Annotated in this window: 23 protein-coding genes; 11 read left to right on the top strand and 12 right to left on the bottom strand. The window is 62.5% G+C overall.

Translation table 11 applies throughout. From position 1 onward, the window contains the following. Positions 1 to 4 precede the first annotated feature (4 nt). Positions 5 to 304: a putative quinol monooxygenase gene (locus BLS26_RS33535; protein ID WP_092516740.1), complete on the top strand. Its 300-nt coding sequence runs from the start codon at positions 5 to 7 to the stop codon at positions 302 to 304. Positions 305 to 390: 86 nt separating this feature from the next. Continuing rightward, positions 391 to 693 (top strand): hypothetical protein, encoded by a 303-nt coding sequence (locus BLS26_RS33530; RefSeq protein WP_092516738.1) that lies wholly within the window; start codon positions 391 to 393, stop codon positions 691 to 693. 228 nt (positions 694 to 921) lie between these two features. Here BLS26_RS33530 and BLS26_RS33525 read toward each other — a convergent pair whose 3' ends face one another. Further along, the gene (locus BLS26_RS33525; RefSeq protein ID WP_092516736.1) at positions 922 to 1,533 is read right to left on the bottom strand and encodes a GNAT family N-acetyltransferase; all 612 of its coding nucleotides are present in this window, start codon (positions 1,531 to 1,533) and stop codon (positions 922 to 924) included. A 146-nt stretch (positions 1,534 to 1,679) separates the two neighbouring features. Further along, entirely contained in the window at positions 1,680 to 2,078 is a 399-nt protein-coding gene (locus BLS26_RS33520) for a PaaI family thioesterase (RefSeq protein ID WP_092516734.1), read from the bottom strand. Between the two features lie 129 nt (positions 2,079 to 2,207). Between BLS26_RS33520 and BLS26_RS33515 the strand changes: the two genes are divergently transcribed. After that, positions 2,208 to 2,990, top strand: coding sequence for a cobalamin-binding protein (locus tag BLS26_RS33515; protein ID WP_092518923.1), 783 nt, complete (start codon positions 2,208 to 2,210; stop codon positions 2,988 to 2,990). A gap of 27 nt (positions 2,991 to 3,017) precedes the next feature. On the opposite strand, the gene BLS26_RS33510 is transcribed toward BLS26_RS33515, so the two are convergent. Beyond that, on the bottom strand, positions 3,018 to 3,893 hold the full coding sequence (locus BLS26_RS33510; RefSeq protein ID WP_092516732.1) for an ABC transporter substrate-binding protein: 876 nt from the start codon (positions 3,891 to 3,893) through the stop codon (positions 3,018 to 3,020). 97 nt (positions 3,894 to 3,990) lie between these two features. On the opposite strand from BLS26_RS33510, the gene BLS26_RS33505 reads away from it, so the two are divergent. After that, positions 3,991 to 4,947, top strand: coding sequence for a LysR family transcriptional regulator (locus tag BLS26_RS33505; protein WP_092516730.1), 957 nt, complete (start codon positions 3,991 to 3,993; stop codon positions 4,945 to 4,947). Positions 4,948 to 5,068: 121 nt separating this feature from the next. On the opposite strand, the gene BLS26_RS33495 is transcribed toward BLS26_RS33505, so the two are convergent. Then, entirely contained in the window at positions 5,069 to 6,355 is a 1,287-nt protein-coding gene (locus tag BLS26_RS33495; protein WP_092516726.1) for an ArgE/DapE family deacylase, read from the bottom strand. A gap of 140 nt (positions 6,356 to 6,495) precedes the next feature. Here BLS26_RS33495 and BLS26_RS36435 point away from each other — a divergent pair, with 140 nt between their 5' ends. Together BLS26_RS36435 and BLS26_RS33490 are read left to right on the top strand one after the other, a co-directional pair. Continuing rightward, positions 6,496 to 6,648 (top strand): hypothetical protein, encoded by a 153-nt coding sequence (locus tag BLS26_RS36435; protein WP_172804749.1) that lies wholly within the window; start codon positions 6,496 to 6,498, stop codon positions 6,646 to 6,648. Between the two features lie 20 nt (positions 6,649 to 6,668). Then, on the top strand, positions 6,669 to 6,911 hold the full coding sequence (locus tag BLS26_RS33490) for a DUF6719 family protein (RefSeq protein ID WP_371361051.1): 243 nt from the start codon (positions 6,669 to 6,671) through the stop codon (positions 6,909 to 6,911). Between the two features lie 24 nt (positions 6,912 to 6,935). Here the strand turns inward: BLS26_RS33490 and BLS26_RS33485 are convergent, their stop codons facing one another. The 5 genes from BLS26_RS33485 to BLS26_RS36425 all read right to left on the bottom strand — a co-directional run bounded on the left by BLS26_RS33485 (position 6,936) and on the right by BLS26_RS36425 (position 9,800). Beyond that, a complete protein-coding gene (locus BLS26_RS33485) occupies positions 6,936 to 7,385 on the bottom strand; it encodes an ester cyclase (RefSeq protein ID WP_092516722.1) in 450 nt (149 codons plus the stop codon). Between the two features lie 34 nt (positions 7,386 to 7,419). Next, positions 7,420 to 8,646, bottom strand: a complete 1,227-nt coding sequence (locus tag BLS26_RS33480) for a serine hydrolase (RefSeq protein ID WP_092516720.1) — start codon at positions 8,644 to 8,646, stop codon at positions 7,420 to 7,422. Between the two features lie 131 nt (positions 8,647 to 8,777). Beyond that, complete coding sequence (locus tag BLS26_RS33475) at positions 8,778 to 9,200, bottom strand: hypothetical protein (RefSeq protein ID WP_092516718.1); 423 nt, start codon at positions 9,198 to 9,200, stop codon at positions 8,778 to 8,780. Positions 9,201 to 9,257: 57 nt separating this feature from the next. Beyond that, positions 9,258 to 9,419, bottom strand: a complete 162-nt coding sequence (locus BLS26_RS36430) for a hypothetical protein (RefSeq protein ID WP_172804748.1) — start codon at positions 9,417 to 9,419, stop codon at positions 9,258 to 9,260. A gap of 219 nt (positions 9,420 to 9,638) precedes the next feature. Further along, positions 9,639 to 9,800: a hypothetical protein gene (locus BLS26_RS36425; protein ID WP_172804747.1), complete on the bottom strand. Its 162-nt coding sequence runs from the start codon at positions 9,798 to 9,800 to the stop codon at positions 9,639 to 9,641. A gap of 225 nt (positions 9,801 to 10,025) precedes the next feature. On the opposite strand from BLS26_RS36425, the gene BLS26_RS33470 reads away from it, so the two are divergent. Then, the gene (locus BLS26_RS33470) at positions 10,026 to 10,301 is read left to right on the top strand and encodes a hypothetical protein (protein WP_092516716.1); all 276 of its coding nucleotides are present in this window, start codon (positions 10,026 to 10,028) and stop codon (positions 10,299 to 10,301) included. Between the two features lie 56 nt (positions 10,302 to 10,357). On the opposite strand, the gene BLS26_RS33465 is transcribed toward BLS26_RS33470, so the two are convergent. After that, on the bottom strand, positions 10,358 to 10,906 hold the full coding sequence (locus tag BLS26_RS33465) for a CreA family protein (protein ID WP_092516714.1): 549 nt from the start codon (positions 10,904 to 10,906) through the stop codon (positions 10,358 to 10,360). Between the two features lie 239 nt (positions 10,907 to 11,145). Here BLS26_RS33465 and BLS26_RS33460 point away from each other — a divergent pair, with 239 nt between their 5' ends. The 4 genes from BLS26_RS33460 to BLS26_RS33445 all read left to right on the top strand — a co-directional run bounded on the left by BLS26_RS33460 (position 11,146) and on the right by BLS26_RS33445 (position 15,504). After that, positions 11,146 to 13,080, top strand: a complete 1,935-nt coding sequence (locus BLS26_RS33460) for a L,D-transpeptidase family protein (protein ID WP_092516712.1) — start codon at positions 11,146 to 11,148, stop codon at positions 13,078 to 13,080. A 79-nt stretch (positions 13,081 to 13,159) separates the two neighbouring features. Then, positions 13,160 to 13,753, top strand: a complete 594-nt coding sequence (locus BLS26_RS33455) for a glutathione peroxidase (RefSeq protein ID WP_092516710.1) — start codon at positions 13,160 to 13,162, stop codon at positions 13,751 to 13,753. Between the two features lie 195 nt (positions 13,754 to 13,948). Further along, positions 13,949 to 14,929 (top strand): polysaccharide deacetylase family protein, encoded by a 981-nt coding sequence (locus BLS26_RS33450; protein WP_092516708.1) that lies wholly within the window; start codon positions 13,949 to 13,951, stop codon positions 14,927 to 14,929. Between the two features lie 65 nt (positions 14,930 to 14,994). Then, positions 14,995 to 15,504, top strand: coding sequence for a dihydrofolate reductase (locus tag BLS26_RS33445; protein WP_092518921.1), 510 nt, complete (start codon positions 14,995 to 14,997; stop codon positions 15,502 to 15,504). On the opposite strand, the gene BLS26_RS33440 is transcribed toward BLS26_RS33445, so the two are convergent. Together BLS26_RS33440 and BLS26_RS33435 are read right to left on the bottom strand one after the other, a co-directional pair. Further along, entirely contained in the window at positions 15,505 to 15,957 is a 453-nt protein-coding gene (locus BLS26_RS33440; protein ID WP_092516706.1) for a DoxX family protein, read from the bottom strand. A gap of 126 nt (positions 15,958 to 16,083) precedes the next feature. Then, the gene (locus BLS26_RS33435; RefSeq protein WP_092516704.1) at positions 16,084 to 18,393 is read right to left on the bottom strand and encodes an NADP-dependent malic enzyme; all 2,310 of its coding nucleotides are present in this window, start codon (positions 18,391 to 18,393) and stop codon (positions 16,084 to 16,086) included. Positions 18,394 to 18,411: the final 18 nt, after the last annotated feature.

The following is an 18,411-nucleotide window of genomic DNA, read 5'->3' as shown; positions in this document are numbered from 1 at the left end:
TCGCATGATCGTGGTTACCGGCAGCGTCACCGCACGGGCGGACAGCTTTGACGAAGTCCGCAAACTGAGCCTCGAACACGTCCATCGTTCGCGCACCGAGCCCGGCTGCATCTCGCATGCCGTAAATGTCGATTGCGAAAACCCGCTGCGGCTGGTGTTTTTCGAGCAATGGGCTGATCGCGCTGCGCTGCTGGCGCATTTCGCGGTCCCCGCCTCCAGAGATTTCGTCAAGTCGCTGCAGTCGCTGGCGGCGGCCGCCACCACGATCGAACTGTACGACGCTACCAGGCTGGAGAAATTGTAGATGCATGGCTGTATTGCCATGCAAATTTCATATTGCAATGCAACATAAGGGCACCTAGGTATCTCCGTAGCAGATGCGAGGCCCCGATGAGCGAAGACTGGAACACGAAATACGGCACACGGCGCGTGCGGCGCGATCCGCCGACGCTGGAGGAAGCCATCTTCGCCGCTGTCGGCATTACCGAAGATCCGCAGCAGCAGGCCGAAATCGCCGCTTCGCTGATGGGGCTGCCGTATGAAGACGTGCTGGCCGAAGTGAAAAAGACCGGACGCGCGATGGCGCGATCGGCCACCCGTGTCATCGCCGGCGAGCAAGGCGCGCAGCGCTCCATCGTCGTCGAACGCAAAGTTGTCCGCCGATTCGGCAACGACAAGCGTACCGGCACCTGAAAATCAGCTTGGGCTTAAAGCAATTCGCGGGTCTCTGACCCGCGAATTTGCGTTTGAGGCGCCTAGAGCCCGATTCTGATTGAATCAGAACCGGGCTCTAGCTTTTTGTTTTGACGCGTTTCTACCGCAGATAAAGTCTACGCAATCTGCGTAAACTTGATTGCTATGAGAACCGGTGTCCACCCACGGATCAAGTCCGAGGGCATGCTTCGCTCGGAAACGCTATTGTCAGGCGGCCCGGCCCCAGCCGGTCATGTTCATCAACATCTTCCAGTAGGCCCGATTGAAGTTCACGACGGCATCGACCGCGGTCGTGACCGCGGGCGGCGCCAGCGCCGTGTCATCCTGCTGGGTCAGGTCGATCGTGCCGGTGGATTCGCCGTGCCGGAAGACCAGATGCGCGCCGAACTTGCTGGCGAGCGCCCGCATCGCGTCGTTCTGCGCACCGGTGGTGATCCGCAGACTCTGGTAGCCCTTGGCACGCGCCTCCGCGATCAGCTTGCGGAAAAGGATGCTGCCGACGCCGCGCCGGCGTACCGACGTTTCGACGCTGAACGCGATTTCCGGCAGCGAATCCGGCGACTGATCCGGCGGATGCAGCTCCGCCGCACCGCGAACCACGCCGTTTTCAAAGAACGCAATCACGATCGTGCCGTCATTGGCGCACTTTTCGGCGTAGCGCTCGATGAAGCTATCGTCCATGAAGCCATGGAATCGGTCATGCCGGCTGTTGCGGTCGAGCCGCAGCAGATGGTCGCGCAACAGCGGCAATTCTTCCTGCTGGCTCAGTTTCCGAACGCTGCTGTCGGCAAGCGCTGCGGCGATAACGGTCAGGTACATAGTCTATCTCCTCTAAGAAAGCCCTCGAGGAGGCGTCGAATCCCTAGACCACCTATATTGTGCATCGCAACATTAATTTCAAGCCCTTGGAATGCCTCATCTAAAGTCAAATTCTGTTAACTAATTGTTAGGCAGCCCCGACTGTATCAGAGCACCAGTTGGGTCTGCATCACCACCGCAACCAGCTTGCCGTCCTCGGTTTCCAGCCGCGTCTGCCAGACCTGGGTACGCCGTCCCCGATGCACCGGGGTGGTGGTGGCGGTCACGGTCGAGCCCTCCTTGGCACCGCCGATGAAATTGGTCTTGCTCTCGAGTGTGGTGGTGCCCTTGGCATCCTCCGGCAGGTTGATGATGGTCGCCGCCGCGCCGACCGAGTCCGCGAACGCCATGATCGCGCCGCCGTGAATCGTATTGTGCAGCGTGCAGAGCTCCGGCCGAACCACCATCTGCGCCACCACGCGGTCCTTGTCGGCCGCGACGAAGGTCACGCCCTTCAATTCCGCGAACGGCATTTTCATCGACTGGATTTTTTCAAGCGGCGTCATTGGTCCTCCCGTTTTTGTTTGCTCGTCATACGCGGGCTTGACCCGCGTATCCATCTTCCAAATGAACGTTTTTCGAGATGATGGATTGCCGGGGCAAGCCCGGCAATGACGTCTGTGGTAATGGCAAGCATGCGCCAGTTCCCGCCCCGCCGGATCGTCTGCCTCACGGAAGAAACCGTCGAGACGCTGTATCTGCTCGGCGAGCAGGACCGCATCGTCGGCGTGTCCGGCTATGCGGTGCGGCCGCCACAGGTCCGGCGCGAAAAGACCCGGGTCTCGGCCTTCATCTCCGCGGACATTCCGAAAATTCTGGCGCTCGAGCCCGACCTCGTGCTCGCCTTTTCCGACCTGCAGGCCGACATCGCCGCCAGTCTCGTGCGCGCGGGCGTCGCCATCCATGTCTTCAACCAGCGCGACGTCGCCGGCATTCTGGCCATGATCCGTACCCTCGGCACACTGGTCGGTGCGGCCGCGCGCGCCGATCAACTCGCAGCGGGCTTCGAGCAACGCCTGGCGCGGATCGCTTCGACACCGCGGCCCTCGCCGAAGCCAAGAGTCTATTTCGAGGAGTGGGACGATCCGCTGATCAGCGGGATCGGCTGGGTGTCCGAGCTGATCGAAATCGCCGGTGGCGAAGACGTGCTGCCGAAACTGCGGCTTCAGCAGGCCGCCAAGGACCGGATCATCGCACCCGACGTGGTACGCGACGCCGCGCCCGATGTGATCCTCGCCTCCTGGTGCGGCAAGAAGGTCGTGCCTGATCGCATCCGGCAACGCCCGGGCTGGGGCGATATCCCGGCGGTGCGTGATAATCGCATCGTCGAGATCAAATCGCCGCTGATCCTGCAACCCGGCCCGGCGGCACTGACCGACGGGCTCGATGCGATCGTCGCGGCGCTGTGGCCGGCGTGACGCCCGCGCCGGAAGTCTTTCGGGGTGTTACTCTGCAGCAAACGAGATGGTGGATCGGTCGTATTCGCCCGCTCCCATCCGCCCCTCGGCAAAAATTCCGTGCTCCGCAATCCAGTCGAACGACTGTTCGTATACTTCCTTCGAATAGGTCTCGAACACGATCCGTTCGCCGGGCCCCCAGCTGCGCGTGTCCATGACGGCGTGGAACTGCTCTGGAAATTCGTTCTTGTAGTAGTGCGTGTAGAGCTCGGGCCGCAGATCGATATCGCGCTGGGCCGCCCGCAAGGCGCGGAAATAACGCCTGACATCTTCGGGCTCGACCGTGCCCTTGATCATGGCGGCGATCATGAAGGAAGTGTCGATCACCTTGCGGAATCCCAATTGCTCCGCGAGGTAATACGGCCCGTTGAACAGTGCGGCCGCGGGGCTCTTGCCCTCGATCAACTGCGACATCCGATGAAACAGCATGCCGTCCTCGAACGTCAGGTTGATCTCGCTTCGCGCCATGAACTGTTCGAGCGCCTGGATGGTCGAGTAATGGCTGCCGGACTGGAATCCGACCGAAATCGGAACGCCCGCGAGGTCGCGGGGGGTGCGTATCGGCGAATCCGCAGGCACGAAAATTCCTGAAGGCGCCACCGAATAGACGTCGGCATACAGCTTGGCATGGCCGTTGGAGGCCGCCACGTTCACGGTCCAGTGGCAGGCGCAACTGACATTGGCCTCGCGCCCCTTCTCGATGCTCTGGAAGGCGCCCTGATTGGCCTTGTTGTGATGCTGTCCCGCCGTCGAACGGATCAGTTCGCGAAATTCATAATCGAGGCCTTCGGCGCGGAAATAGCCCTTCTCGTCGGCAACCCATTCCTGCAGGCGAAAGTGCGGCTCGATGATGAATTTGCTCATGGCTTGCTCCCTGAATCGCATCATTTGACGTTTTCTGATTGACAGCAGGCTAGCTGATCAGCGTCACTCCCGCCATGTCAAAGCAGGAATAGATGATATGGCCGACCATGCATCATCCGAACTGAACCTGAAGGAGCTGCGAATTCTCAGCGCCCTGCTGCACGAGCGCAGCATCACCCGCACGGCGGAGTTGCTGACCACGACGCAGCCCGCCATCAGCAAGGTGCTGCGGCGTCTTCGCGCGCAATTTGCCGATCCGCTGTTCGTCCGTAACGGCCATGCCATGCAGCCGACCGCCAAGGCGCTGGAGATATCAGATCAATTGCGCATGCTGCTCGGCGCCGCCGACGGTCTGCGCGCATCCGCTGCGGCCTTCGATCCCGCGCAATCCGACCGCACCTTCAGCCTGCTGCTGACCGACGTCGGGATGATCCGCTTCCTGCCTCCCCTGATCGGCCATGTCGCTGACATCGCACCACGGATCAATATCCGGGCGATGCCGCTGGATTCGCGCCAGTTCGAACTCAAGCTGGAAGCGGGCGAAGCCGACCTGGCGCTCGGCGCCTTTGCGAAGGCTCCGCGTCATTTGCGGCGCCAGCGATTATACTACGACGGCTTTGTCACCGTGGTCCGCAACGGGCACCCCAGGATTACGGCGGCACGCTCGCGTGCCGGCTTTCTCGCGCAACGCCATATCCTGGTGACCGCGTCGGAGACCGGTCACGCCGCGCACGGCACGGCGCAGCGGGTGCTCACCGCGCAAATACCGCCATCGAATATCATGCTGCGGGTTCCGAGCTTCATCGCCGGCGCCATTGTTGCCGCCGAAACCGACGGTCTCGCCACCTTGCCGGCCAACCTGGCCAAACGGCTCGCGGCACCGCTTGGGCTGGTCGCGTTCGAAACACCGATCAACCTGCCCCGCATCGAAATCACGCAATACTGGCACGAGCGCTATCATCGCGACGCCGCGCACCGCTGGTTCAGGTCGGTCACCTCAGAGCTGTTTGGCACGGCCGCAAACACGCGTGGACGGAGCGCAGCATCCAGTTGATGCCGGTCCCGCGCGCGAACCAGAGCGTTTTCAAGCGAAGTGGACACCGGTTCGCGTGAAGAAAACGCGTCAAAGCAAGAATCTGGAGCCCCGTTCCGATTCAATCGGAACGGAAAAGGCTCTAGATCGCCTCCACTCCGCACCATTCCGCGATGAACAGCGCGGTCGCCTTGGTCGATTTGCGCAGCGACTCCAGGTCGACATATTCGTTGAAGCCGTGCATCGCCTCGCCGCTGGCGCCAAAACAAAGACTCGGGATGTTGTAGTTCAGGCCGTAGAACCGCGTGTCGGTCAGTGCGGTGAAGGCCTGCTCCGGCACCGCGCCGCCGCCGCCATAGACGGCCGCGAACGCCTTGCCGAAGGCGGCTTCCGGCGCCGCGGAATCCTTCAGCTCATAGCCTTCCGACAGAAAGCCTGACCACTCCACCTGCGGCGGATTGTTGGACAGGAAGCGATGGTCGCGCGCCGCAGCCGAAACGCAGGCCATGATTTCGGACTGCGCGTCGGCGACCGACCAGCCCGGCAGAATCGCAATGCGGCAATCGACGTCGCACCAGGCCGGCACGCTGGAAGCCCAGTCGCCGCCCTTGATGATGCCTGGATTGAAGTTGATGGGATGATTGACCGTGCCGAAATGATGATCCCGCTTGGCGCGCTCGTTCCACTCGGCTTCCAGTTTCTGCAGCGAATGGATCAGATGATAGGCGGCCATGATCGCGTTGGCGCCGGAGCCGGCCTCGTAGACATGGACGGGAAAACCGCGCACCTTCAGGCGAAACCAGATCACGCCGACCTGCGAACGTATCATCTTGCCGAAGGTCGGTTCGGGGATGAAGCAGGCATCGGCGCGATAGCCGCGCTGCAGGGTCGAGAGCGCACCGACGCCGGTGCTCTCCTCCTCGATCACCGACTGGAAATGAATCCGCGCCGTCGGACGCAGCCCCGCCGCCTTGATCGCATCCAACGCGTAGAGCGCACCGATGGTGCCGGACTTCATGTCGCAGGCGCCACGGCCATACATCCTGCCGTCCTTGATAACGGGCGAGAACGGCGGGTTCTCCCACATGTCGAGCGGGCCGACCGGAACCACGTCGCAGTGCCCCTGCAGGATCAGCGATTTGCCGGCATTGTTTTGCGGGCGGTAGGTGCCGACCACGGTGCGGGCCCTGGAAAAATCATGCTCGATCGGCCCGAAGCCGCGCAAATCCTTCAGATCCTCGACGTCGATATGCCAGTCATCGACCTCGTAGCCGCGCTGGCGCAGGAGATCGCCGATCATGTCCTGGCACGGTCCCTCGGCGCCGCGGGTCGAAGGGATCGCGACGAAATCCCTGGTGGTCGCGAGTTGCGCATCGAAGGCAGCATCGACGGCGTCGAGAATTTTTTGTTTGTTTTCGGTGGCGTTCATTACGTCAGTGTTCCCTGCTCGGTCGCTTGAGCCCCAATCAAAGCATAATCTGGAAGGAACTCCAGCACCTTGGATCGCTTTCAGAATCGGCACGCCGCCCGTACAGTCGCGGCTGCCCCATAGCCCCACGGAGACACCGGATGCCCGGAAATCGCAACGTCCTGTATCTCATCATCGGCGCGCTGATCGTCGGCGTCGGCGTGCTCGGCTACAATCTCTACCAGACCAAAAAACAGCCGGAGGGCGTGCAAATCAATCTTGGGCCCAACGGGCTGAAAATCGAGAGCAAGTGAGGAACATCGATTTGACGACCGTGAGGATTGCAACGGCCGCCCTGTCCTTGGGGCTCGTTCTGCTGCTCGGCACACCCGTGCTCGCGCAGCAGGTCTCGCGCGAGCAGGATATCGTCGATTTGCGGCTCGGCCAGCGCATCATGGTCGACGACGGATCGTGCCCGGCCGGGCAGATCAAGGAAGTCTCGGGCGCGAAGATGACGCCGACGGGTGTGGTGCGCTCCGCCAAATGCATTCCGCGGCTGGGACCCAAGAAACGGTAAGTCGCGCTGCGCGGGCCCTGCTCCCTAGAACATGCTGTTGCTGTTGGCAGGCTTCTCCGGAATCTCCTGCGCAACGTCCCAATGCTCGACGATCTTGCCGTTTTCAAGCCTGAAAATATCGACGATGGCGCGCCCTCGCGTACCCTTCTCGCGCACGCTGTGGACGTGCAGGATCACAAAATCGCCCTCGGCGAAGGCGCGCTTGATCTCGCTGTGTGAGTCCGGAAATTTCTCACGCAGGAAAGCGAGGAAAGCCTTGAATCCCTCGATGCCATCAGGCGCGGTCGGATTGTGCTGGACATAACGCGGCCCGAAGAATTTCGCGGCGGCGTCGAAGTCCTTCTGGTTGAGTCCGGTCTCGTAGAATTCGAGGACGGTCTTTTTGTTGGCCTCCTGTGTCGCCGCATCCGCCGCGAACGCCGAGGGCACCGCAAGCGTCAACAGGCCGACGAGACCGATCAGGATGGATCGCATGACAGTTCCTCCGTGCAACGAAACCGGCCGAAAGCTACCAGCTTCCGTATTGGCCGACGATACCGCGCCAGAGCGCGTCGCGCTCGCGGGCGAATGGTTCCTTGCCGACGCTGGCGTTCTTTGCCGCCGCCGTAATCACCAGCACCAGCTTCAGTTCGGGGTCGACAAAGATCGACTGGCCGTAGACGCCGAGCAGTGCGAACCGCCGCTTTTCGCCGGGAAACAGCCAGAACTGGTAGCCATAGCCGAAATACGGCGTCGCCTTGTTCGGCTTGAACGCATCGGGCTGGCGGTGCCAGTCGGTCGCATCGAGCAGATAGTCCTTCGGCACAATCTGCCTGTCCCCGACGGCGCCGTCATTGGCGAGCAGGATTCCAAGCCGGCCAAAGTCGCGCAGGATGGCGTTGAAATTTCCCGAGCCGGTCTCGGTGCCATCCCGGGTCTTGATCCAGGTCGCGTCGGCCTCCGCGCCCATCGGCTGCCACAGCCGCGGGGTCAGATAGTCGCTTAAGCTGGTGCCGGTCACCGCGCGCAGCAACAGCGTCAGCACCACCGTCTGGTTGGACGCGTAGTGGAATTGTGTGCCCTGCTCCACCTCGCGCGTCGGGAACGCGCGCAGCGCCGTGATGGAGTCGCGTGTCAGCCGGATCCGGTTGAACTTCGAACTGTCGTCGTTGCCGTCATAGACCTCGTTGAACGGCACGCCGGACGCCATCCGCAGGATGTTGCGGATCGCGGTTTCGCCATAGGGATTGCCGGCGAGATCCCGGACATATTTGGCGACGGTATCGTCGAGCGAGGCGATCTTGTTCTCGGTCAGCGCCATTCCGATGGCGAGGCTGACGATCGACTTCGCCATCGAGTGCGACACGAAGCGATCCGCTGCCGTCCGGTCGTATTGATAGCGTTCGGCCAGGAGCTGGCCGTCCTTGATCACGAGCAGGCCGGTCACGCGCTGGTGCGCCAGAAAATCGTCGAGCGAATAGGTCTGCTTTTCGAAGCGATAGGTGAGCTTCGGCTCGCTTGCGGCTTTGGGAAGCGTCAGCGGCGCGGCCGCCTTCCGCAAGATATAATGCGGCAGGAAACTGTCGAGACGGCTGAACGACCCGACCCGTACGCCTTCGTCGAAGAACCAGTTGGCAGCTTTGCCGATCGGGTAGCCCGCCGCCTTGCCGAGCAAATCCTCGTCAGGCGCCGCGCCGGCCGGAAGGGTCAGCGCGACAAGCACCGCGCATGAAAGCAGGATTCGCCCCGGCTGCATTGGATGACTCACGCAAAGGGATCGTCGACGGTCCACTGCTTACATTGGCAGCGACTGGCATGTCGAGCCCGCAAGCGGCTCGCCGCAGGGTCAGATCAGAGTGGTGGGGATGTTGGGTCCGAAGCGCGCGCTTACTGGTTCGTCGACGGTTCGAACATGCATTGCAGCGTTGGCTTGGCGATCTTGGTGAAGGTCGGTCCGATCTCGGATTGCTTCGACAGCGGCACCCAATCGGTCTCGATGGTCGGCACGCCGGTCTCGCTGATGCCGCGCAGCAGGGCTTCGCGGAGGTCGGTATCTTCCACAGTCGCGGCGGCATAGTCGTGCAGACAGCCGCAGACGGTTTCGGGATGCGCCCAGCGCCCGACCATATGAGGCGCGCACAGCCGCACGAACTCGCCACGCGGATCGGGGACCCGGAACAGGGAACGCAGGGGCATCGGCTGAAGCTGGGCCTGTACCTGGCCTTTGACTTGCGCTTGCGCCGAGCCGCCGACCAGAACGGAGGCGAAAACAAAGGCCGCGATCGCGGCAGAGCAAATACGAACAAACATTCAGAGCCTTTACCGGCGAATTTCTTGAGGCAATTTCGTGGAGATTGTCCGCTGCACTTACTTGGCCGCGACCAGCATCAGCTGGGGTGCCGAGGTGACTGCCGGGGAACCGTTGTAGGAGAAGGTACCGATGCCCGGCAGGCCGCTCTCGGACGAACCCGCCATTGAGGGACCAGCCAGGATGAAGGCGAAGGCGAGGATGAAGCTGATGGTCCGCATCTGACTGTCTCCGGTTTCGGTGCGGCGGTCCCCGCCGTTTCGTTGGGAGCTTGATAACCGTGAGCTGTTTCCGGATATCTGCGCCAAAAGGGGAAAATGGTTTCGTCGCGGCCGCGATTTGTTTCGTCAGTCGGGCGGGACGAAACATTGGCGATAAAAAATTAATGATTTCAGCGGAGTGACACGCTCCCCGATCGCAATTGGCAGGAGTTGGCCTGGTTACTGGCTAACCGCTGCCATAATCGCCGGCGCCGGCGTCACCACCGGAGACCCGCAATAGGCGAACGTTCCGACACCCGGCATGTCGCGATCGGCACTGCCTGCCATTGACGGACCGGTCAGGAAGAAAACCAGGGCGAACATGTAGCTGAGAACTCGCATCTGACATCTCCAACCATTTCGAGTACCATCTGGAGGTGAGACGCCCGCCGAACCAGGCGGGTTCGAGCCGACGAGGCGAGTTCTTAAGGTTTTTCTGTAACAGAAGCCGCTCGCAAACCGGGCCGGTCGTGAACCGAAGCTTCGGCAAAAACGACTCAGTCGGACGATGTGCAACTTTCCGAGTGAAGGCGCGTTGTAACCCCTCCTCAACAAAGGATAGCAGTCGTGGGCAATGGCAACATTGAAGTTGGCAAGCAAAGCCCGACCCGCAAACCCGGCCAGCCGGCGGTTGAACTGTCAGGGCGTAACGGCTCTTCCGAACAGCGGATCGACAGTTCCCTGAAGACGGAGCCGCTTTGTGGCGCGATGTCGCAACAAGGTGGTGAATTCCGCGGCAATCTATCGGCGCCGCAGAAATTCGTTCATCTGGTCGGATGCCGCGAGCCCAAGGCCGTCAGGGGCTCCGAGGTTCGCCAATATTCCAATCCGGCCAAGCGATAAGCCCCGGCTTATCAAGCAGTAAGCCCGAGCGGCTCGCCCGGGACCCGAACTAAAAATCACTGAACGAACTCACCGCACTTCTGGACCGCGGCATCGGCTGCCCCCCACGGCATGATCGGTACCGAGGAGGTCGAGTTTTTGGGTGAACCTTCGATCAGTTTATCCGAATAGACCATGTAGACCAGAACGTTACGCTTGGCGTCGCAGCCGCGTACGATCTGCATCTTCTTGAAGAACAGCGAGCGGCGCTGGCGGAACATGTCGTCACCCTGCCCCATCTTGTCCTTGAAGCGGATCGGCCCGATCTGGCGGCAGGCCAGCGAAATGTCCGAGACCTCCTCGGCGAGGCCCAGCCAGCCCTTGAAGCCGCCCTTCTCCGGTATCGTGAAGTGGCAGGCGACGCCCTCGACCTCGGGGTCGTCGACGCCATAGGTCGCCAGCTTGTCGTTCGGGCTAACCCACTTGAACACGGTCGAGCGGCGGAAGATCAGATCTGGCTCGTCGGCGGCCGAAACCGGGCTGGCCTGCCAAAATGTCAGCGCCAGCACCGCCAAGGCCACAATTCTCCACTTCCCGTCACACTTTACGATGGCCTTGGATGCCATTGATATCTCCACTGCAAAAGCCGCGAAACGCCTCGTTGGCTATGTAATGGCGGAATGCCCCACAGGAAGGCCGCCGGGCTCCAGCGGGTCTGCACGTTTAACGGAATGTGAGGCTTTTTTGCTACGCTCAGGGCGAAAAGCATCGGCCTTGGAAGGCTTACGCTGGTGAACGCTTTTCGCGTCTGCGACAACAAATGAATATTGGGCCACTGGATTCGAAGTTCTGGAATTCGAGGATTATGCGCGTGACCGAGTATCGGATTTTGAGTGCCTGTAGTGCGCACGTGAAGGTTGCGGACCAGCGGTCCAGAAGCGTCGGGTTTTGGCAGATTGCGGTGTTGACGGCGGCAGGCACCTTTGGCGCCGCCTCGCAGGCAGATGCGGCGCTGTTCTACTATCAGGACTCCGATTCCGGCTATTCCCGGCCAATGCCGTCGGCGCAGCCGCGGCGCCAGCGGAACACGCGAAAGAATTCAGCCGGCAAGCATCCGGCGGCGGAAAAGGAAACCGGCGCCAAGCCGCAGGGACCGCTGATCATTGCGGTCTCGATCGACAAGCAAAGAGTCCGAATCTACGACTCCAACGGGCTGTTCGCTGAAAGTCCGGTGTCCACCGGCATGAAGGGTCACTCGACCCCGATGGGCGTCTTCAGCATCATCCAGAAGCACAAGTTCCACCATTCCAACATCTATAGCGGCGCGCCGATGCCCTATATGCAACGCATCACCTGGTCGGGTGTGGCGATGCATGCCGGCGTGCTGCCGGGCTATCCGGCATCGCACGGCTGCATCCGCATGCCGATGGCGTTTGCCGTGAAGATGTGGAACTGGACCAGGATGGGCGCCCGCGTGGTCGTGACGCCTGGCGAGATGACGCCTGCCAGTTTCTCGCATCCGCTGCTGGTGGCCCAGAAGATCGCGCCGCAGCCAGTCGTTGCCGATGAGCCCAAAAGCGATTTGCCCAAGGCAGACATGCCGGCGGTGAAGAGCGACAAGGGCGCGGACGCCGGCTCGGCCATCAAGTCCGAGAATTCCAAGTCTGCGAATTCCAAGTCTGCGAATTTGGAGGGGAGCCTCGAACTCCGCTCGACCGTAGGTCACGCCTCTCCGCTCCGCACCGCGGATGCCAGCGGCGCGATGCCGGCCACGAATGTCGCCGTCACGATGTCAGATGCCACGGGTGGCAAGCCGGCTTCCAGCGAAGCCGTGAGTGCTGAAGCGAAAACCGAAGCGCCGAAATCAGAATCGAAGGCAGACGCGCAATCCACTCCTGCCAAGAGCGCCGATACAGTTTCGTCCGACAACAAGTCGGCGGAAGCATCGGTAGCCGACGCAAAATCCGACGAGACCGGGTCGGTCGAAAACAAGACCGACGAGGCGCCCGCGCAAGCCGCCATCACCGCCGCAGGCGAAGTGACGGCCAGCACGAAGATCGAAGACAAGCCGGTTGAGCCGAAGGTTCAAGCCAAGTCTGTTGACGCCAAGTCTGTTGAAGCCAAGTCGACTGAAAAGTCAGACGAAGTGAAGACCGAAGCGGCCAAGACGGAAGTGACCAGCGCCGTCGAACCGAAGGCTGTGGAAACCAAGGCCACCGAGACCACGGCTGTCGAAAAGCCGGCGGAGCCGGCCAAGGCGACTGCCGACGCGCCGGCGGCTGATGCGAAGAAAGATACGGCTCGCCTGCCCGGCGTCGAGAAGGCCGCGAAAGTCGAACCCAAGCGTACCGGCCAGATCGCGGTGTTCGTGAGCCGCAAGGACTCCAAGCTCTACGTTCGCCAGAATTTTTCTCCGCTGTTCGATGTGCCCGTGACCATCGCGCCGAGCGACCGGCCGCTGGGCACGCATGTCTTCACCGCGGAAGCCGACAAGAGCGACCCGAACCTGTTGCGCTGGTCGGTGGTGACGCTGCCGGTGACCGCCCGCAACGCAGCCCGCAATGACGATGACGATCGTTCGGCACGCCGTCGCAAGAGCGCGGCATCGCCTGCCGAGGCGAAGCCCCTGCCCACGCCGGATACCCCCGCCGAGGCGCTGGACCGCATCACGATCCCGCAGGATGCGATGGCGCGCATCACCGAGGCACTGACCACCGGTGGTTCGATCATCGTATCCGACCAGGGCATCAACCAGGGCGAAACCGGCGAAGGCACCGATTTCATCGTCTCGCTACGGTAATTCATAACGGCTTGTTGAGCGGCGACCCTTGCCGCTTTGCGCTATGCTTGCGGCTGTCGAACCGTAGCCCGGGCCATCCATGATCGACCGCAGAACCATGATGACGGCGGCGCTCGCGGCATTCGCTGGCGGGCCGGCGGGCAGACAAGCCTTCGCGCAAGCCGGCATGAGCCGGATCACCGCCTACGCATTCTCGTTTCCGGGATTGGCCGGCGGCGACATCCGGCTCGCCGATTATGCTGGCCACCCGATCCTGATCGTCAACACCGCCTCGCTCTGTGGCTTCACGCCGCAATATGGCGGCCTGCAGGAATTGTGGAGCGAGTTCCACGACCGTGGCTTGATGATCGTGGGCGTGCCCTCCAATGATTTCGGCAGCCAGGAACCGGGCGGCGCGACCGAGATCGCCGAGACCGCGCAACACCAATACGGGGTTACTTTCCCGATGGCCGCGAAAGCCGTCGTGAAGGGACCGAACGCGCATCCATTCTACAAATGGGCGGCCGAGGCGCGGCCGAAGGATGTTCCACACTGGAACTTCCACAAGTATCTGATCGGCGGCGACGGCTATATCGCCGACGTATTCCCGGAGTCCATTGAACCCGCCGATACCCGCGTGAAGACGGCAATTGCCCGGGCGCTGAGCCACAACGTCACCGAACGCAGCGGTTAGGCTGACGAGCGCCTTGGGGCAGCGAACCTGTCCCCTGAATTAACCGGTTGAACGACAAATCCGCAGGCGCGCATGACAGCCGTTGCCTTGGCGGGGCGGCTGCAACTAGGGTACGATGGGTTGGGGCAGGAAGCCGCCCGGACAACGGCACAAATGCCGATACCGGGAGCGGGATTCGAATTTAGGGAAAACAAGATGCGTATCGCGGCAGGCTTGATCTTTGCGAGCACGGTTTCGTTGCTGGCCTCGGGTTCGGTGTGGGCGCAAACGCCCCCGGCCAAGGGGGCCGCTTCTCCTCCCGCGGCGGCTCCTGCCGCGCAGGCGGCCCCCGCTCCGGCCGCAGCAGCAGCGCCCGCTTCCGCTCAACCCGCGCAGCCCGCGAGAGCCGCGTGCAACATCCCCGGCGCCCTCGGCGTCGGACGTACCGTCGAGATCGATACCACCGGCGGGCCCGGCTTCGGCTTCGAGCACTTCAAGCAGCTCGATTTCCTGCGCGACAAGGAAGTCGTGCTGACCTTCGACGACGGCCCGTGGCCGCTGAATACGCCCGCCGTGCTGAAGGCGCTCGCCGACGAATGCACCACCGGCATCTTCTTCTCGATCGGCAAGCACGCCACTTATTATCCGGAAATCATCAAGCAGGTTTACGCCTCCGGCCACACCGTCGGCACCCACACCTGGTCGCATGCGACGCTGACCAACAAGAAGCTGACCGAAGACCAGCGCAAGGAAGAGATCGAGAAGGGTTTCAGCGCGGTGAAATGGGCGCTGGGCGGCGTCTCGCCGTCGCCGTTCTTCCGTTTCCCGGCCCTGCAGCACCCGCCGGAAATGGTCACCTATCTCGGCGACCGCAACATCGCGATGTTCTCCTGCGACCTCGACTCGTTCGACTTCAAGGCGCGCAACGCGCAGGCCGTCATCGACGTCACGATGAAGAAGCTCGACAAGCTCGGCAAGGGCATCATCCTGATGCATGACTTCCACAAGCACACCGCCGAAGCCCTGCCCGACCTCTTGAAGAAGCTGAAGGCCGGCGGCTACAAAGTCGTGGCGATGAAGGCCAAGGCCCCGGTGCAGACCATCGCCAAGTACGACGAAGATGTCATCAAGGACGCCAAGTTGCCGACCGTGAGTTCGCGGCCGGTTTCCAGCGTCGTGCAGACGATTTCGGAATAATCGGCGGCGACAAGGCCGTGCCGGCGCTTAGCATCGAAGGTTACGTCATCGTGTCCGGCGACGGCATGCTGGCGAACGCCGATCGGGTGATGCCGGAGGGACTTAAGTTCGAGGGCGACAAGAAGTTCTTCACCGACGCGCTGGACCGTGCCGACCTGATCGTGCACGGGCGCAATTCGTTCGAGGACCAGCCGAATTCGCCGAAGCGTCAACGGGTCGTTCTGACCCGCAACGTCGATGCGATCGCACCCGATCCGTCCAATCCGAAATCCACGCTGTGGAATCCCGCCGGCGCTTCGTTCGAGGCTGCCTGCGAACGCGCGGGCGTAAGTTCCGGCACGGTCGCCATCATCGGCGGCCCCTACGTGTTCGGCATGTTCATGGACCGCTACGACACGTTCTGGCTGTCAATGGCGCCGCACGTGCGCCTGCCGGGCGGCGAGCCCTGCTTCCCGGGGGTGCCCGATCGTTCGCCGCAGCAGGTCCTCGCCGCGCACGGGCTGCGCGCCGGCGAGCCCCAAATGCTGGATGCGACCTATGACGTCAGCGTCACGCCGTGGCGGCGCAGCGCCTGATTAGACGTCGCCGTAAGCCGGTTCCGAGTTTCGCGGCCCGCGGCCGTAGCCCGCGATCATGAACAGCGCGCCGATGATCGACAGATTCTTCAAGGCCTCGATCAAGGTCTTGGCGTTGTCGGGCGGCGACTGGTTCCAGAAATCATGGAAGTAGAAGGTGGTGGCGAGCACGAAGAAGATCAGCAGGATCGCGAAAAACCGCGCCAGGAAATTCAGCGCGATCATCAGCCCCGCCAGGATCTCAAAGCCGCCGACGCTCATCGCCAGCAATTGCGGCAGCGGCATGCCGGTCAGCGTCTCCAGCTGCGACGTATAGGGCGCCAGCAGCGAGGGGATCGTCACCTTGGATGCGATGAAGTCCGCCGTTGCCGGAATGGCGAACAGCTTGGTCGCCCCGGTGTAGATAAAGAGCACCGCGAACAAAACGCGCCCGAAAGTAAATAACGCTGGCATGGGTCGGCCTCACTGAATTGGCAAAGCAAAATTGCAGGCGGAGCGAAACGATTATGGGCGTTTCGCTTCCGCTTTTCAAACGAACAAAATCGAAACCTTCCGCGCAGGAACCCGCGCGGAATAGAATTATCCAAACAGGGTCGGCTGCGTGCGGGTAGCGCGCTCCTGGGCTTCGACGGCGGCGACCGCCGTCATGTTCAGAATGCCGCGCGCCGTGACCGAGGGGGTCAGGATGTGCGCCGGACGCGCCGGCCCGATCAGGATCGGCCCCACCGGAAGCGCATCCGCCAGCACCTTGATCATCTGGTAGGCAACGTTGGCGGTATCGAGGCTCGGCATGATCAGGATGTTGGCCTCACCTTCCAGTTTGGAATGCGGCAGCACCAGTTTCCGCGCGGTCTTTGACAGCGCGGAATCGCCCTGCATCTCGCCGTCGGCCTCGATCTCGGGATGCCGCTCCTTCAGCAGCGCCGTGGCCTGGCGCATCTTGCGGGAGGACTCGGTATCGTAGCTGCCAAAATCCGAATGTGACACGAAGGCGACGCGCGGCTTCATGTTGAAGCGCTGGACGTGGATCGCGGCCAGTGCCGCCACTTCCGCAAGCTCTTCCGCGCTCGGATTCGGCCGCACCTGGGTGTCGGCGATGAAATGGGCACCCTTGCTGGTGATCATCATCGCCAGCGCGGCAAAGTCCTTGATCCCGGGCAGGAAACCGACGATCTCGCGGACATGGCGCAGATGGCTCATGTAGCGGCCCTCGACGCCACAGATCATGGCGTCGGCCTCGCCGCGGACCACCGCCAGTGCGGCGATCACGGTGTTGTTGGTGCGAACCACGGTGCGCGCAGCATCGGGCGTCACGCCATGCCGGCCCGCGACGCTGATATAGGTTTGCACGTAGGACCGGTAGCGCGGGTCGTCCTCGGGATTGACGAGGTCGAAATCCTGCCCGGCCTTGATCGAAAGCCCGAACCGCTTGATCCGGGCCTCGACCACCGACGGACGCCCGACCAGGATCGGCCGCGCCAGTTTTTCCTCGAGCACGACCTGGGTCGCGCGCAGCACGCGCTCGTCCTCGCCCTCGGCGTAGATCACCCGCACCGGCTGGGTCTTGGCCTTGGCGAACACCGGCTTCATGACAAGGCCGGAGCGGAACGCGAAGCGCTCCAGCAGCGTGCAATACTCGTCGAAATTCTTGATCGGCCGCGTCGCCACGCCGGACTCCATCGCCGCCTTGGCGACCGCCGGCGCAATCCGCAGAATCAGCCGCGGATCGAACGGACTTGGGATCAGCGAGCCCGGTCCAAAGCCCTGGGTCTCGCCGCTGTCAAAGCCGTGCGCTACCGCATCCGACGGCGGATCGCGCGCGAGCTGCGCGATGGCGTCCACCGCGGCGTGCTTCATTTCCTCGTTGATCGCGGTGGCGCCGACATCGAGCGCGCCGCGGAAGATGAACGGAAAGCACAGGACGTTGTTGACCTGGTTCGGGAAGTCGGACCGCCCGGTGCAGATCATGGCGTCGGGCCGGGCCTTGCGCGCCTCGTCCGGCATGATCTCCGGCGTCGGATTAGCCAGCGCCAGCACCAGCGGATGGTCGGCCATCGCCTTGACCATGTCGGGCTTCAGCACGCCGGGCGCGGAGACGCCGAGGAAAATATCGGCGCCGCCGATGACGTCGCCGAGCACGCGCGCGTTGGTCTTCTGCGCATAGACTGCCTTCCAGCGGTCCATCAGTGTGTTGCGGCCCTCATGCACGACGCCGTCGATGTCGCAGACCCAGATGTTCTTGCGCTGCGCGCCGAGCGAGACCAGCAGGTTGAGGCACGCAATCGCGGCGGCGCCTGCACCGGAGCAGACGATCTTGACGTCGGGCAGTTTCTTGCCGTTCAGCAGCAGCGCATTGGTGATGGCGGCGCCGACGATGATGGCGGTGCCATGCTGGTCGTCGTGGAACACCGGGATCTTCATGCGCTCCTTGAGCTGCGCCTCGATCTCGAAGCACTCCGGCCCCTTGATGTCCTCGAGATTGATGCCGCCGAAGGTCGGCTCCAGCGCCGCGACCACCTCGACCACGCGCTCGATGGTATCGGCGGCGATTTCGATGTCGAACACGTCGATCCCGGCAAACTTCTTGAACAGGACCGCCTTGCCCTCCATGACCGGCTTCGACGCCAGTGGGCCGATATTGCCGAGCCCGAGCACCGCGGTACCGTTGGAGACCACGGCGACCAGATTGGCGCGGGACGTCAGCGAAGCCGCTTCCGCGGGGTTATTGGCGATTTCGGTGCAGGCCGCCGCCACGCCCGGCGAATAGGCCAGCGCCAGGTCGCGCTGGTTGGCGAGCGGCTTGGTCGCCTGGATCTCGAGCTTACCCGGCCGCGGCAGCCGGTGATACGCCAGCGCCGCATCACGAAGATCATCAGAATAGGACGACATGCATTTCCCCCACGGGAT

This window comes from Afipia sp. GAS231, from assembly GCF_900103365.1.
GTDB lineage: Bacteria > Pseudomonadota > Alphaproteobacteria > Rhizobiales > Xanthobacteraceae > Bradyrhizobium.
This window is presented reverse-complemented; position numbering and strand designations above follow the sequence as displayed.